Annotated in this window: 13 protein-coding genes and 2 rRNA genes (1 of these 15 cut by a window edge); 4 read left to right on the forward strand and 11 right to left on the reverse strand. The window is 59.5% G+C overall.

Going from position 1 to position 15,617, the window contains the following annotated elements; translation table 11 throughout:
- Both PspS04_RS08875 and rrf read left to right on the forward strand, forming a co-directional pair.
- A 23S ribosomal RNA gene (locus PspS04_RS08875) occupies positions 1 to 1,743 on the forward strand (it extends 1,148 nt beyond the left edge of the window).
- 170 nt (positions 1,744 to 1,913) lie between these two features.
- A 5S ribosomal RNA gene (gene rrf, locus PspS04_RS08880) occupies positions 1,914 to 2,029 on the forward strand.
- A gap of 63 nt (positions 2,030 to 2,092) precedes the next feature.
- Here rrf and PspS04_RS08885 read toward each other — a convergent pair.
- Positions 2,093 to 2,446 (reverse strand): DUF2784 domain-containing protein, encoded by a 354-nt coding sequence (locus PspS04_RS08885; RefSeq protein WP_159994671.1) that lies wholly within the window; start codon positions 2,444 to 2,446, stop codon positions 2,093 to 2,095.
- Between the two features lie 215 nt (positions 2,447 to 2,661).
- On the opposite strand from PspS04_RS08885, the gene PspS04_RS08890 reads away from it, so the two are divergent.
- A complete protein-coding gene (locus PspS04_RS08890; RefSeq protein WP_178112606.1) occupies positions 2,662 to 3,630 on the forward strand; it encodes a hypothetical protein in 969 nt (322 codons plus the stop codon).
- A gap of 9 nt (positions 3,631 to 3,639) precedes the next feature.
- Here PspS04_RS08890 and PspS04_RS08895 read toward each other — a convergent pair whose 3' ends face one another.
- From PspS04_RS08895 to PspS04_RS08920, 6 genes are all read right to left on the reverse strand, one after another.
- On the reverse strand, positions 3,640 to 4,194 hold the full coding sequence (locus tag PspS04_RS08895; protein ID WP_159994673.1) for a PqiC family protein: 555 nt from the start codon (positions 4,192 to 4,194) through the stop codon (positions 3,640 to 3,642).
- A 16-nt stretch (positions 4,195 to 4,210) separates the two neighbouring features.
- Positions 4,211 to 5,866: a PqiB family protein gene (locus tag PspS04_RS08900; protein ID WP_159994675.1), complete on the reverse strand. Its 1,656-nt coding sequence runs from the start codon at positions 5,864 to 5,866 to the stop codon at positions 4,211 to 4,213.
- The gene (locus PspS04_RS08905) at positions 5,847 to 6,491 is read right to left on the reverse strand and encodes a paraquat-inducible protein A (RefSeq protein ID WP_159994677.1); all 645 of its coding nucleotides are present in this window, start codon (positions 6,489 to 6,491) and stop codon (positions 5,847 to 5,849) included. The genes PspS04_RS08900 and PspS04_RS08905 overlap by 20 nt, the downstream gene beginning before the upstream one ends.
- The gene (locus PspS04_RS08910) at positions 6,488 to 7,084 is read right to left on the reverse strand and encodes a paraquat-inducible protein A (RefSeq protein WP_095171060.1); all 597 of its coding nucleotides are present in this window, start codon (positions 7,082 to 7,084) and stop codon (positions 6,488 to 6,490) included. The genes PspS04_RS08905 and PspS04_RS08910 overlap by 4 nt, the downstream gene beginning before the upstream one ends.
- Before the next feature lie 163 nt (positions 7,085 to 7,247).
- Positions 7,248 to 7,688: a CBS domain-containing protein gene (locus PspS04_RS08915; RefSeq protein WP_095171058.1), complete on the reverse strand. Its 441-nt coding sequence runs from the start codon at positions 7,686 to 7,688 to the stop codon at positions 7,248 to 7,250.
- Between the two features lie 217 nt (positions 7,689 to 7,905).
- The gene (locus PspS04_RS08920) at positions 7,906 to 8,235 is read right to left on the reverse strand and encodes a hypothetical protein (protein WP_095171056.1); all 330 of its coding nucleotides are present in this window, start codon (positions 8,233 to 8,235) and stop codon (positions 7,906 to 7,908) included.
- Between the two features lie 600 nt (positions 8,236 to 8,835).
- On the opposite strand from PspS04_RS08920, the gene PspS04_RS08925 reads away from it, so the two are divergent.
- Entirely contained in the window at positions 8,836 to 11,199 is a 2,364-nt protein-coding gene (locus tag PspS04_RS08925) for a DNA polymerase II (protein WP_159994679.1), read from the forward strand.
- A gap of 158 nt (positions 11,200 to 11,357) precedes the next feature.
- Here PspS04_RS08925 and PspS04_RS08930 read toward each other — a convergent pair whose 3' ends face one another.
- The 4 genes from PspS04_RS08930 to PspS04_RS08945 form a co-directional block, all read right to left on the reverse strand.
- Entirely contained in the window at positions 11,358 to 12,455 is a 1,098-nt protein-coding gene (locus PspS04_RS08930) for a polyamine ABC transporter substrate-binding protein (RefSeq protein WP_095171052.1), read from the reverse strand.
- A gap of 88 nt (positions 12,456 to 12,543) precedes the next feature.
- Positions 12,544 to 13,428 (reverse strand): ABC transporter permease subunit, encoded by an 885-nt coding sequence (locus PspS04_RS08935; protein ID WP_095171050.1) that lies wholly within the window; start codon positions 13,426 to 13,428, stop codon positions 12,544 to 12,546.
- Positions 13,425 to 14,306 (reverse strand): ABC transporter permease subunit, encoded by an 882-nt coding sequence (locus tag PspS04_RS08940; protein ID WP_174244614.1) that lies wholly within the window; start codon positions 14,304 to 14,306, stop codon positions 13,425 to 13,427. Before PspS04_RS08940 ends, PspS04_RS08935 begins: the two co-directional genes overlap by 4 nt.
- Positions 14,307 to 14,335: 29 nt before the next feature.
- A complete protein-coding gene (locus PspS04_RS08945; protein WP_159994681.1) occupies positions 14,336 to 15,478 on the reverse strand; it encodes an ABC transporter ATP-binding protein in 1,143 nt (380 codons plus the stop codon).
- Between the last annotated feature and the right edge of the window lie 139 nt (positions 15,479 to 15,617).

Below are 15,617 nucleotides of genomic sequence, written 5' to 3' on the forward strand. Positions count from 1 at the left end.
CTACGGGTATCACTTAGGTGATGCGGTAGAGGAGCGTTCTGTAAGCCTGTGAAGGTGAGTTGAGAAGCTTGCTGGAGGTATCAGAAGTGCGAATGCTGACATGAGTAACGACAATGGGTGTGAAAAACACCCACGCCGAAAGACCAAGGTTTCCTGCGCAACGTTAATCGACGCAGGGTTAGTCGGTCCCTAAGGCGAGGCTGAAAAGCGTAGTCGATGGAAAACAGGTTAATATTCCTGTACTTCTGGTTATTGCGATGGAGGGACGGAGAAGGCTAGGCCAGCTTGGCGTTGGTTGTCCAAGTTTAAGGTGGTAGGCTGGAATCTTAGGTAAATCCGGGATTCTAAGGCCGAGAGCTGATGACGAGTGTTCTTTTAGAACACGAAGTGGTTGATGCCATGCTTCCAAGAAAAGCTTCTAAGCTTCAGGTAACCAGGAACCGTACCCCAAACCGACACAGGTGGTTGGGTAGAGAATACCAAGGCGCTTGAGAGAACTCGGGTGAAGGAACTAGGCAAAATGGCACCGTAACTTCGGGAGAAGGTGCGCCGGTGAGGGTGAAGGACTTGCTCCGTAAGCCCACGCCGGTCGAAGATACCAGGCCGCTGCGACTGTTTATTAAAAACACAGCACTCTGCAAACACGAAAGTGGACGTATAGGGTGTGACGCCTGCCCGGTGCCGGAAGGTTAATTGATGGGGTTAGCTAACGCGAAGCTCTTGATCGAAGCCCCGGTAAACGGCGGCCGTAACTATAACGGTCCTAAGGTAGCGAAATTCCTTGTCGGGTAAGTTCCGACCTGCACGAATGGCGTAACGATGGCGGCGCTGTCTCCACCCGAGACTCAGTGAAATTGAAATCGCTGTGAAGATGCAGTGTATCCGCGGCTAGACGGAAAGACCCCGTGAACCTTTACTATAGCTTTGCACTGGACTTTGAATTTGCTTGTGTAGGATAGGTGGGAGGCTTTGAAGCGTGGACGCCAGTCTGCGTGGAGCCAACCTTGAAATACCACCCTGGCAACTTTGAGGTTCTAACTCAGGTCCGTTATCCGGATCGAGGACAGTGTATGGTGGGTAGTTTGACTGGGGCGGTCTCCTCCTAAAGAGTAACGGAGGAGTACGAAGGTGCGCTCAGACCGGTCGGAAATCGGTCGTAGAGTATAAAGGCAAAAGCGCGCTTGACTGCGAGACAGACACGTCGAGCAGGTACGAAAGTAGGTCTTAGTGATCCGGTGGTTCTGTATGGAAGGGCCATCGCTCAACGGATAAAAGGTACTCCGGGGATAACAGGCTGATACCGCCCAAGAGTTCATATCGACGGCGGTGTTTGGCACCTCGATGTCGGCTCATCACATCCTGGGGCTGAAGCCGGTCCCAAGGGTATGGCTGTTCGCCATTTAAAGTGGTACGCGAGCTGGGTTTAGAACGTCGTGAGACAGTTCGGTCCCTATCTGCCGTGGACGTTTGAGATTTGAGAGGGGCTGCTCCTAGTACGAGAGGACCGGAGTGGACGAACCTCTGGTGTTCCGGTTGTCACGCCAGTGGCATTGCCGGGTAGCTATGTTCGGAATAGATAACCGCTGAAAGCATCTAAGCGGGAAACTAGCCTCAAGATGAGATCTCACTGGGACCTTGAGTCCCCTGAAGGGCCGTCGAAGACTACGACGTTGATAGGTTGGGTGTGTAAGCGCTGTGAGGCGTTGAGCTAACCAATACTAATTGCCCGTGAGGCTTGACCATATAACACCCAAGCAATTTGACTACTTCGAAAGAAGCATCAGATTGCGGTGTGTGAAGACGAAACGAACCGAAAGTTCGAATCTGCTCGAAGCAACGCACAACACCGAAAGCTATCACATACTCAATTTGCTGAAGCGAGGCCCTCTGGCCACGACTCAGTACCCGAATTTCTTGACGACCATAGAGCATTGGAACCACCTGATCCCATCCCGAACTCAGCAGTGAAACGATGCATCGCCGATGGTAGTGTGGGGTTTCCCCATGTGAGAGTAGGTCATCGTCAAGATTAAATTCCGAAACCCCTATCTGCGTATGCAGGTAGGGGTTTTGTTTTTGTCCGCGAGAAAGCTCAGCGCCTGGCCAGGCGTAGGTAGATCAGTCCATTGACCAGCACCACCAGGCCACCGAGGCCTAGCTGGATACTAGGCGTCAGCCCAGCGGGGTAAATCAGGGGCCACAGGTAATGTTCGATGAAACTCTCCTCATACCCGGCCTGGCCGGCACTGCGGCGCATGAGGTTTTCCCAGCGGGTCAGGGGGCAGCTCCAGTGGCAGACTTCAACCAGGGTGCCCCACACTACCGCTGGCAGGTGCCACCAGATCACCGGGCGCCATTTGAACGCGAGCAGGGCGCCGCACAGGACGAACAGAATGAACAGCAAATGCACGAGCAGCAGGCCGTCAGCCGTCAGTCGATAGAGCATGGTGCCTCCCGTCGGTAATTGAGTAGGTTCTTCACCACCTATACTCACCGTACCGTGACCCAAAATGCCAGGCGTTCGATTCGCATTGATGCGTGGCTACGGCTGTCGTGTCATTTGCGGGGAGGACTGCGATCTTGAATCGGCGTGTCCTGTTTTTTACTTTACTGGTCATATTACTGGCTGGATGCTCGACTGCGCGTCGCGTCGAACCGACGGTGCAAGTAGTGATCACGGACGCGACCTGGCAGCAGATTGATAAAGACATCGAAACTGTCTCGTTGTCCTCCAGGGAAACGGTCCGCCAGTACACGCGCAAAGCCATGGAACGGTGGCGCGAGCAGGTGTTCCAGCGCACCGAGAGCGACTTCATTCCCTGGTTTACCGGCTATTGGACCCAGCAATGGCTGGGCATGAAAGTGGGCTGGTACAAGCTCAGCGCCAAGGACGAGAAGGATACAGTGGTCAACCGCTTGAGCCTGTACCTGCAGGAGCAGTACCACGAGCGCGTGCTGGATCCGGTGGCCAAGGTCACAGACCCTAACGTGATCATGGGCGACGCCGTCACCCTGTACCTGCAGATGCTCAGTGCCCATCTGGGGGAGATCCAGGAGCATTACGCCGTGCCCCAGGATCAATTCGACCAGCGTCTCAACCGGATACCCGCCATCACCCTGGCACCGCCACCTGCGCGCAATGCTTCGCTGTATCAGATCGTCCACACCGAACCAGTCAACCGATTGCCGGCTTATCTGGCCCTGATCGAGCAAGTACGCGGCTCCAATAGTGGGGCAGGGGCCGGGTTGTCGGACGCTGGGATCTCGTCAGTGGCCAAGCGCGCCAGTGAACGGCTCGAGGCGCAGATTGCCTCGCGCAGCGTCGCCAGCGCGGTGGCAGCGGCCGTCGGTCGGGTAGCAGGTGCGGTGATATCGGTGGTCTCGCTGGGCATCGGTGCCATGTCCAATGAAAGCGACCGACCCGAAGCGCAAGCGCAAATGCGCAGAAGCTTGAATGCCGCCTTCGACAAGGCATGGCTGGGCCTGATGGAGAACGAGACCAACGGGGTGATGGCCGGGGTCAACTACATCTCCCGGCAAATCGAAGGTGGCCTGAGAGCTGGCCCGTTGGTAGCGCCCAAGCAGGGTGAAGTGTTCAGCCCTGACACCCCTGGTAGCGCAGTCCAGTGAGCCGGCTGTTCATGGTGAGGTAGGGCAGCGAGTAGTAGTGGCCGCCTGGCTGATGGCTGCGGCCAGGCGTTTCACGTTGTTCTGTTGAGCCACCACCAGGTCGTCGATACTCGGGCCCGAGGGCGTCTGCACGGTGGTGCGGCAATTGAGGAAGCTCTCGCCGGTTTTTCCCTCTTCGATACGCAGGCGCCATTGCGCATCGATAAGCGCGTACTGCCCTGGGACTGAATCGAAGCGCTGCACATCCAGGCGTAAAGACAGCTTGGGCCCAGCGACGGGGCTGGACAGTTGGTCGACCAGGGCATTGCGTAACTCATCCACCAGACTCGCCCCCCACCATTGTGTCTCCAGAATCGCCAAGCCGCTGCTGCCTTGGCGAATGACCATTTGTGGACGGTCGACCTGGGGCGGCACGCTGATCTGCTCGAACTGGATGTTCGCCGACCCATGGGCGCCCGGGGCTGGTTGCGCCGGGAGCAACGTGTGGTAATGAATCGGGTCACTGCGGCACGCCGCAAGTAGCAACAGTGCACTGAGCAACGACACTCTCAACGACAAAGACATGGACCTGCTCCTGTGGTCAGCGGCTCGAAGACGGTTGCAGATTTTGCGCCGGGGCATCTTTCGGACGGCCGCGTAGCAAGGATTCCGGATTTCTGCTCAAGTAGTCGGACAATTCACGCAGCGAGCGTGACATACGCCCCAGTTCATCCAGGGTCTGGGTCAGTTGCTCACGTTGTGGTGAGTCTTCGGCGAGGGTCGAGTTGGCCGACTGCAGGGTTTTGCTCACCTCTTGCAAGGTGTCCTGTACCCCAGGGAGAGTTTTCCCGCTGAATTGCTTGATGCCTTTGCGCATTTCCGTCAGGTTGGCGTCCAGGTTGTTGGCGATCCGCTCGATCGGCAGTTTGTTGATCTTCTCCACCATGGACTGCAATTGCTCCTGCAACTGCTCAAGACTGGCTGGCACGGTCGGGATCATCACTGGGCGCGCAGTGGCATCGAAGACGACTTTTGGCGCTTTCGGGAAGAATTCCAGGGCGATATACAACTGCCCGGTCAACAGGTTGCCGCTACGGGCCTGGGCGCGCAGGCCGTTCTCGACGAAGGTACCCATGAGCCGGATCCCGGCCTGTTCGTCATCGGGATCATGCTTGAGTGCGGCGAGCATTTTCAGGTGCGCACGGCCCAGGCGTTGCGGATAGATGACGATGCCGACATTGATCGGAAAGCTGCGGGTCTTCTCATCGAAATCCAGGTTGATCGCCACCACCTTGCCAATTTCCAGTCCCTGGAACTCAACAGGCGCGTCGACCTTCAGCCCACGCAAGGGTTGATCGAAGCGCAGGGCGAGGAATTGCGGCTTGCCATTGGGCGGGGCGAGTGCGCTTTTCTGGTCCTCGAACAGCTCGTAGCTGGTGTCTTCGACGGCCGGTTTGTCGTCGGGGCTGTAGTCGGGAGCGCGGAAGGTGATGCCCCCCAGCAACAGGGCAGAGAGTGACTCGGTCTTGACCGCGAAGCCATTGGCGCCCACTTCGACATCGATGCCGCTGGCGTTCCAGAAGCGGGTGTTATTGGTGACATAGACATCGTTTGGCGAGGTGACGAACACCTCGATGTTCACCCCTTTGCCATCAGCGTCCAGGGCATAGGCCACCACCTGTCCCACGGGAATCTTGCGGTAATAGACCGGCGAGCCAATATCCAGTGAGCCAAGGTCCCGGGTGCGCAGCATGAAGCGCTTGCCGGGCTCGCCATAGGTAATGGGCGGCGGTGCTTCGAGGCCGATAAAGGTCTTGGCGCGATCGTTCGACTGGCCAGCGTCGGCGCCGATAAAGTCGCCGGACAGCAGGGTGTCGATACCCGATACCCCGCCGGCGCCAATGCGCGGGCGCACTACCCAGAACTTCGAGTCCTTGCGGGTGAAGGACTCGGCCTGCTTGGCCAGTTTCACCGTGGCATTGACGCTTTTCTGGTCGTCACTGAGCTCGACCTCCGAGACATGGCCAACCACCACGTTACGGTACTTGACCTCGGTCTTGTTGGCGGTCAGGCCTTGCCCGGTCTTGAAGTTGAGGACGATCACTGGCCCTTGCTGCATTACGTTGTGGATCACCAGGGAAATCCCCACCAGCACGGCCACGATCGGCACGATCCACACCAGCGAAACGCTCCAGCGCCGGGTCTTGATGTTGGCTGTGCCGGGTGCTTGCTGCCCGTCAGTGGCTCGCGATTGCATCCATGACCTCCTCGGATTGTCGGTTGTCCCAGATCAGGCGTGGGTCAAAACTCATGGCTGACAGCATGGTGAACACCACCACCATGCCAAAGAACAGAATGCCGGCCCGTGGCTCGATATCCCCCAGCGCCTGGAATTTCACCAGTGCGGCTACCAGTGCCACGACGATCACGTCGAGCATGGACCAGTAACCGATCAGTTCGACGAAGCGATACAGCTTCGAGCGTTCTTTACGCGCCCAGAGACTGCCACGTTGCGCCGTCACCAGGAGCAGGCTGAGGGCAACAAACTTGACCCCCGGGACGGCGATACTGGCAATGAAAATAATCAGCGCGATGTCCCAGGCGCCGTGTTCCCAGAACTCCAGCACCCCGCCAATGATGGTGCTGTCGGCACCGCTGCCGAGCATGCTGGTGTTCATCACCGGCAACAGGTTGGCCGGGATGTAGAACACCAGGGCCGCCAGCAGAAAGGCCCAGGTTCGGGCCAGGGAGTTGGTTTTGCGTCGGTGCAACGGCGCATCGCAGCGCTCACATGTGTGGGGTTCGTCGCGCATGTCGCAAGCCAGGCCACAGCTGTGACATAGGCACAGGTTGAGGTCGCGTGCCTCGGGCAGGGTGTTCATAGGATGTCCCACAGTTCGCGTACATCGCGTCCGGCAATGCGGATCAGCAACAGGCTCAGGATTGCCAGGGCAAACAGACCCAAGCCTGGCACCACATCCAGCAGGCCGGCGAGTTTGAACACTGCCACCATGGCCCCCAGCAAGCAGACCTCGAGCATGCTCCATGGCCGCAGCGTTTCCAGCCAGCGCATACACAGTTTGAAGGCCGGCGAGCGCCGGGACGCCAGGGCGAAACTCAAGACCCAGATCAACAGCAACAACTGGAAAACTGGCGCAATGATGATGGAGATGGCCGCCACCAGGGCGATGAAGGTAATCGGCCCATCACTCAGGGCCACCACCGAGTCCCAGAGCGTGGCACTGTTCTTCAGGCCCTTCAGGCTGATGCTCATCACCGGATAGAAGTTGGCGAACACCCACAGCACCGCGGCTGTCAGGGTCAGCGCCAGGCGTTGTTGTACCGACAGGCCGTTGTAGCGCTGCAGCACACCGCCACAGCGCTGGCACAGGGCAGTCTGGTGTTTGGCAAGCGTGGCTTTTTCATACACGCCATCGCAGTGCTCACAGATGATCAGTGTGTCAGTCCTGGCCATGGTTAGCACTCAAGGGGAGGCAGAAGCTTCAGGGGCGTTAAATGAATATAGAAGTGCCTCGCCATAGAGCAAATATAAAGTTTGCCGAGGCCAGCACCTGGCTGAAACGAAAAACTGCGCGTCCTCGCCATGAGGGCGCGCAGCCCATAAGAGAAAGGGCTAGTTACTCGCCGCGAATGTACTGCTCCAACTGCTGGATCAGCTCGGCCTGTTCGGCAATGGCTTCCTTGACCAGGTCGCCGATCGACAGCAAGCCCAGCAACTGGCCGTCCTCGACCACCGGCAAGTGGCGCAGGTGCTTGTCGGTCATGATGTTCATGCAGGTCTGCACGCTTTGATGGGAGTCTACGGTGATCACCGGCGAGTTCATGATTTCACTGACCGGCGTGCCGACCGAGGAGCGGCCCTTGAGTACCAGCTTGCGCGCGTAGTCCCGTTCGCTGATCACCCCGACAATATTGCCGTCTTCGAGCACCGGTAGGGCGCCGACGTTTTTTGCCGCCATCACCATCAGCGCTTCCAGCACCATCTGATGGGAATTGATGGTGTGGACCTGCTGGTTCTGCTGGGCCTTGAGCTTGAGCAGTTGCGCGACTGTCTTCATGGAGGAGCCTCTGCGAGGTGGTAATGGTTGGCAGGCGCCTTACGCCCGGACACCCATACAGAATCATAGACGCCAGCCTGTGGAGCAAGTAGGCAAAGCGGCATTTACCTGCTCTGTCTGCGTCATCGAGGTGTGGCATCAGCCTTGGCTGGCGAAAAACAGCGACAAAAAAGCCGCTGACAACGGGTAAACGTCATCAGCGGCTGTGCAGAACAACTCAGCAGTAGCGGTCGATGACACACACTTCAGGTTTGGCCTGCAGGTGCTGCCACTCCTGGGTCAGAGTGGCCAGAACGCGACCGACATAGTCTTTGTCGGCGGCGGCTTTTTTGCCGACATAACCCTGGCCGCGACGGTACATCTTCAGTCGGGCACGCAAGTCATGGTTGTTCTTGGCGAACTCGTCTTCATGGGCGTGGGGCGACAGGCAGTCGATATGCACCTGGCCAGATTTGGCAATCCACAGGATATGGCTGTCGTGGCTGTCTTTATGCGCTGCGAACATACGAGCCAGTTCATCAATAGTCGGTTGATTGTTCAGATTCATGTTAAAGCCCCTTGACCAATGTTTGATCTGTCTAGTTGATTCGCTAATTCACTTCTCTACTTCGGTAAGTTGATATCTGGTACCGAAACCAGGGCGACAGTGGTTGTCTGCCGAATATCGGCAGGGCCTTGAGCAGGATGCATGTAGTCTTGCCGAGAAACTGCTACGCACTTGCGGCACAGCGGGGGAGAAACGACGATTGCCTGGAAGTTGCTACCGATACCACTTACTCGGCCACAAGCATCTTGAGGATTGATCGCCGGCGTTTCTCGTCCGTGTAGTGGACGCACATGCCAGGTCAGCTTCATCAATCTGCCTTGTGGGCAGTACACATCCGGGAACAGCTCGGCGGTCAGTCGAGCCTTTTCACAACACTTTTGCCTGTGCTCCCGATCGGGGAGGTGTCTGCATCATGCAAGGGGAAAAACTCCTCGTCAACGGTTTTGTAGTGAAATATTTCATTCACTACAAAAATAATATCGAGGCCTGCGAGGAGGGATTTAACCTTGTCCTACAATCCCTTGCGTCACTCATGCAAAGGTCACGTGAAGCAGCAATGACGCGTAGAATCGAAGGCCAATCATCTTCGAGGTTGTTGCGGTGGATTTACAGCAGGGCTTCGTCCTGACCCGGCATTGGCGCGACACCCCGACCGGCACCTACGTGGAGTTCTGGCTGGCGACCAATGCCGGGCCGCGCCAGGTGCGCCTGCCCGTGCAGACCTCGGTGGCGTTTATCCCGGAACTGTACCGTGAACGCACCCAGGAACTGGTGCGCGGCGAGCCGGGTGTGGAACTGCGGCCTCTGGGGTTGCAGGACTTCCAGCACCGCCCGGTGTTCGGTCTGTACTGCCCGCAACACCGCCAGTTGATGCACCTGGAGTCGGTGCTGCGCCGGGCGGGCGTCGAAGTTTTCGAGGCTGACATCCGCCCGCCGGAGCGCTACCTGATGGAGCGCTTCATCACCGCCCCCGTGTCGTTCAGCGGTACGGCCGGCGACGGTGACCTGTTGCTCGAAACCCATCTCAAGCCAGCGCCGGATTACCGTCCACGCCTGAAGCTGGTGTCGTTGGACATCGAGACCACCGAGCAAGCCGAGTTGTACTCGATTGCCCTTGAAGGTTGCGGGCAGCGCCAGGTCTACATGCTCGGCGCACCCAACGGCGAGGCCGGCGCCGTCGACTTCGACCTGGAGTACTGCGACTCGCGGGCCACGCTGTTGAAGAAACTCAACCAATGGTTCGCCCAACACGACCCTGACGCGATCATCGGCTGGAACCTGGTGCAGTTTGACCTGCGGGTGCTGCACGAGCATGCCCGGCGCCTGGCGGTGCCGTTGCGCCTGGGACGTGGTGGCGAGGAGATGCAGTGGCGTGAACACGGCTCGGGCAACAATCACTATTTTGCCGCCGCGGCAGGCCGGCTGATCATCGACGGCATCGAGTCCCTGCGTTCGGCGACCTGGAGTTTCCCCTCGTTCAGCCTGGAGAACGTCGCACAGACCCTGCTCGGTGAAGGCAAGTCCATCGACAACCCCTACCAGCGCATGGACGAAATCAACCGCATGTTCGCCGAGGACAAGCCGGCCCTGGCGCGCTACAACCTCAAGGACTGTGAGCTGGTGACGCGGATCTTCGCCAAGACCGAACTGCTGACCTTCCTGCTGGAGCGGGCCAGTGTCACCGGACTGCCCGCCGACCGCAGTGGCGGCTCGGTGGCGGCCTTCACCCACCTGTACATGCCGCTGATGCATCGCCAGGGGTTTGTTGCGCCGAACCAGGGCGAGCGCCCACCCCAGGCCAGCCCCGGCGGGTTTGTCATGGATTCGCAGCCGGGCCTGTACGAGTCGGTGCTGGTGCTCGACTACAAGAGCCTGTACCCCTCGATCATCCGCACCTTCCTGATTGATCCCGTAGGCCTGATCGAAGGCCTGCGTCACCCGGACGACAGTGAGTCGGTGCCAGGCTTTCGCGGGGCGCGGTTCTCGCGGACCCGGCATTGCCTGCCGGCCATCGTCGCGCGCGTTTCCGAAGGCCGGGAAGTGGCCAAGCGTGAACAGAACGCGCCGCTGTCCCAGGCGCTGAAGATCATCATGAACGCCTTCTACGGCGTGCTGGGTTCCAGCGGCTGCCGATTCTTCGACACCCGCCTGGCATCCTCGATCACCCTGCGTGGACACGAGATCATGCAGCGCACCCGGCAACTGATCGAAGCCCAGGGCCATGCGGTGATCTACGGCGACACCGACTCCACGTTCGTCTGGTTGCGCCGGGCCCACGGCCAGGAAGAAGCGGCGCAGATCGGTCACGCCCTGGTGGCCCACGTCAACCAGTGGTGGCGCGAACACCTGCTGGCCGAGTTCGGCTTGCACAGTGTGCTGGAGCTGCAATACGAAACCCATTTCCGGCGTTTCCTGATGCCGACCATCCGAGGGGCAGAGGAGGGCAGCAAGAAGCGCTACGCCGGCTTGGTGATGCATGCCGACGGCAGCGAGCAAATGGTCTACAAAGGCCTGGAGACCGTGCGCACCGACTGGTCGCCGCTGGCCCGGCAGTTCCAGCAGGAACTCTACTCGCGCATCTTCCACCGCCAGCCCTATCAGGACTATGTGCGTGAGTTCGTCCGCGCCACCGTAGCCGGCGAGCAGGATCAATTGCTGATCTACCGCAAGCGCCTGCGTCGGCCCCTGGACGACTATGAACGCAACGTACCGCCCCATGTGCGGGCGGCACGCATCGCCGACGAGTACAACGCCCAGCAGGGGCGACCGCGCCAGTACCAGCGGGGTGGCTGGATCAGCTACCTGATCACCGTCGCCGGTCCCGAACCCCTGGAAACCCGCAGCGCACCGATCGACTATGAGCATTACGTCAGCCGCCAACTGCAGCCGGTGGCGGATGCGATCCTGCCGTTTGTCGACGACGACTTCAGCACCCTGGTTGGCGGGCAGATGGGCTTGTTCTAGGCAAGGCTGCCTTTGTTGTAGGAGCGAGCTTGCTCGCGAAGAACTCAAAGGCGCCGCGTTTACATTGAATACACGCGTTATCGTTGACGTTTTTCGCGAGCGCTTGCTCCTACCGTTCGTGTGGCAACAGCGCTGTTGCATGAACGGGCGCGGCAGGTTTACTTGCCGAGTTTTACCCGGGTCCAGCCGCGGGTCATGATCCGTTGCGTGGCGATGGGCATGTCCGGCACGGCATACAGGGTCGCCATCACCGCTTGCGAGGGATACGAACCCGGGTCGTTGCGAATCGCTTCGTCCACCAGCGGAGTCGCGGCCGCGTTGGCGTTACTGTAGCCGACGCTGTTGGTGATCTCGGCCATGATGTCCGGGCGCATCAGGAAGTTCATGAACTGGTAGGCATTGTCGACGTTGGCCGCATCCCGCGGGATGGCGACCATGTCATAGAAGCTGCCGGCGCCTTCCTTGGGAATGCTGTAGTCGACCTTGACCTTGCCCCCGGCTTCCTCGGCGCGGGCCTTGGCTTGCAGCACGTCGCCGGAATAACCGACCGCCACGCAGATATTGCCGTTGGCCAGGTCGGAGATGTACTTGGACGAATGGAAGTACGCCACCGACGGGCGAATCTTCATGAACAGCGCTTCGGCTTCGCTGATCTGCTGCTTGTCCTGGGTGTTCACCGGGTAGCCCAGGTAGTGCAGGGCGGCCGGGAGCATTTCGGTGGGCGAGTCGAGGAAGCTGATGCCGCAGGCCTTGAGCTTGGCTGCGTTCTCGGGCTTGAACAGCAGGTCCCAGGAATTCACCGGGGCGTCGGCGCCCAATACTTCGCGAACCTTGTCCGGGTTGAAGCCGATGCCGATCGAGCCCCACATGTAGGGGAAAGCGTGGCCGTTGTCCGGGTCGCTGGCCGCTGCGTTTTTCAGCAGCACCGGGTTGAGGTTCTTCCAGTTCGACAGTTTTGACTTGTCCAGCGTCTGGTAGACCCCGGCCTTGATCTGCTTGGCCAGGAAGCTGTTGGACGGCACCACGATGTCGTATCCGGATTTACCGGCGAGCAGGCGTGCCTCAAGGGTTTCGTTGCTGTCGAAGACATCGTAGGTCACGCTGATGCCCGTCTCGTCTTCGAACTTCTTGACGGTGTCCGGGGCGATATAGTCGGACCAGTTGTAGACGCGCAGAACCTTGTCATTGGCCTGGGCGCCCGTGGCAATCGCGCCCAATAAGGACAGTGTCAGCAGAGTCCTGCCAAGCATTTTCATCGGTACAGCTCCATTTTCTTCTTATACGAATAACGTAAAGCGTGGGTAAAACCGCTGGCGAGCAAGCGTGCTCTCTCGCCAGCGGGCATCAGGCCGTTGCGCCAGTCATGGGCTTGGCGGCGGGCTGCCAGGATTCACTGGCGGTCTGGTCCATGGCGTCCTGGATCGCCCGTTTGCGATTGGCTTCGGCCTTGCGGCTGAAGTACCAGACCAGGAAGGTCACCAGCGATACTGCCAGCAAAATCAGGCTGGCCACCGCGTTGATCTCGGGTTTGACCCCAAGACGCACCGCCGAGAACACTTCCATCGGCAAGGTCGTGGACCCCGGGCCCGAGACGAAGCTGGCCAGGACCAGGTCATCCAGCGACAAGGCGAACGACATCATGCCGCCCGCTGCCAGCGAGGGCGCGATCATCGGGATGGTGATCAGGAAGAACACCTTCAACGGCCGTGCCCCCAGGTCCATCGCCGCTTCTTCGATCGACAGGTCCAGTTCGCGCAAACGCGCGGAGACTACCACTGCCACATAGGCGGCACAAAATGTGGTGTGGGCGATCCAGATGGTGACGATGCCACGTTCCATCGGCCAGCCGATCATCTGTGCCATGGCCACGAACAGCAGCAACAACGACAGGCCGGTGATCACTTCTGGCATCACCAACGGCGCGGTGACCAGGCCGCCAAACAGGGTGCGACCCTTGAAGCGGGTGACCCGGGTCAGCACGAACGCGGCCAACGTCCCCAGCGCCACCGCGGCAATCGCGGTGTAGCAGGCGATTTCCAGCGAGCGCAGTACCGAGCCCATCAGTTGGCTGTTGTCCAGCAGGCCGACGTACCACTTCACCGACCAGCCGCCCCAGACCGTTACCAGTTTCGAGGCGTTGAACGAGTAAATCACCAGAATCAGCATGGGCAGGTAGATGAACGCCAGGCCCAATACCAGCATCAATCGGGAAAATCCGAAACGCTTCATGCCCGTCCCTCCATCTCTTTGGCCTGGCTGCGGTTGAACAGAATGATCGGCACGATCAGGATCGCCAGCATCACCACCGCCAGGGCGGATGCCACCGGCCAGTCACGGTTGTTGAAGAACTCTTGCCACAGCACGCGACCGATCATCAGGGTTTCCGGGCCGCCCAGCAGTTCCGGAATCACAAACTCGCCCACCACCGGGATGAACACCAGCATGCAGCCTGCGATGATGCCGTTCCTGGCCAGCGGCACGGTGATCTTCCAGAAGCTGTTGAAGGTGCTCGAACCCAGGTCGGACGCGGCTTCCAGCAGGCTCTGGTCATGCTTGACCAGGTTGGCGTACAGCGGCAGCACCATGAACGGCAGGTAGGCGTAGACCACGCCGATGTACACCGCAGTGTTGGTGTTGAGGATTTCGATCGGGTGCGAGGTCAAGCCGGTCCACATCAGGAAGCCATTGAGCAGGCCGTTGTTGCTCAAGATGCCCATCCACGCATAGACGCGAATCAGGATCGCCGTCCAGGTCGGCATCATGATCAGCAGCAACAGCACGTTCTGCGCCTCCTTGCTGGCCTTGGAAATCGCGTAGGCCATCGGGAAGCCAAGCACCAGGCACATCACGGTGCTGAGCAAGGCGACTTTCAACGAGCCCAGGTACGCCGAGATATACAACTCATCGGCGGCGAGCATCGTGTAGTTGCCCAGGTTGAGCATCAGTTCGAACTTCTGCTCGGCGAAGCTGTAGATCTCGGAGTAGGGCGGAATAGCCAGTGCGGCTTCGGAAAAACTGATCTTCATCACCAGGAAGAACGGCAGCATGAAGAACAGGAACAGCCACAGGAACGGCAGGCCGATCACGACTTTGCGCCCACTGGGCAGAAACCGCTGGAACTGCTGAGTGAGAGTGTTCATGCGCGCAGTACCACGCCGCTGTCGTCTTCCCACCAGACGTAGACCTGATCGTCCCAGGTCGGGCGGGCGCCGCGGCGCTCGGCGTTGGCCATGAACGACTGGACGACCTTGCCGCCAGGCAGCTCGACATAGAACACCGAGTGCCCGCCGAGGTAGGCAATGTCCTGCACCTTACCCCGGGACCAGTTGTAGCGGCTCTCGGGTTTTGTGCTGCTGACCAGCATTTTTTCCGGGCGGATGGCGTAGGTGATCGACTTGTCCTGCACCGAGGTGCTGACGCCATGGCCGACGTAGATCTGCTGTTCCAGGTCCGGGCAGTGAATGATCGCGTGGCCTTCCAGGTCTTCCACCACCGTGCCGTCGAAGGCGTTCACGTTGCCGATGAACTCGCAGACCATGCGGCTCACCGGGGCTTCATAGATGTCCACCGGGCTGCCGATCTGCGCGATCCAGCCCAGGTGCATGATGGCGATACGTTCGGCCATGGTCATGGCCTCTTCCTGGTCGTGGGTCACCATCACGCAGGTCACGCCGACCCGCTCGATGATTTCCACCAGTTCCAGCTGCATCTGCGAGCGCAGCTTTTTATCCAGCGCCCCCATCGGCTCGTCGAGCAGCAGCAGCTTGGGCCGCTTGGCCAGGGAGCGGGCGAGGGCGACACGTTGGCGCTGGCCACCGGACAGTTGGTGTGGCTTGCGCTTGGCGTATTGGGTCATGTGCACCAGGCGCAGCATCTCCTCGACGCGGGCTTCGATTTCGCTGGCGGGCAAACGGTCCTGCTTGAGGCCAAAGGCGATGTTCTGCGCCACCGTCATGTGCGGGAACAGGGCGTAGGACTGGAACATCATGTTGATCGGCCGCTCGTAGGGCGGCATGTCGGTGATGTCGACGCCGTCGAGCAGGATCCGTCCTTCGGTGGGGCGCTCGAATCCAGCGAGCATGCGCAGCAGGGTCGACTTGCCTGAACCGGAGCCGCCGAGCAGGGCGAAGATTTCGCCTTGATGGATGTCCAGGGACACATCGTCCACCGCCGTGGTTTCGTCGAACTTCTTGGTGACACGATCGACTCGTACCAGCACCTTTTTCGGTTGCTGATGACCCTCAAGAGCCTTCCTGTAAATGCTGGAGGCGTTTGCCATGTGAAACTCCCAACAGGTTTCAGTCGCCGGGCCAACGCGGCCTGACTTAATAGTTGATTGCCAATCGCCAGGTGCCACCTGGAGGTGCGCATGGCGATTCGACTGGTTCGGCACCGCCGTCCTGGCTGCCTGGTCGTGC

Origin of the sequence: Pseudomonas sp. S04 (genome assembly GCF_009834545.1) — a bacterium.
Classification (GTDB): domain Bacteria; phylum Pseudomonadota; class Gammaproteobacteria; order Pseudomonadales; family Pseudomonadaceae; genus Aquipseudomonas.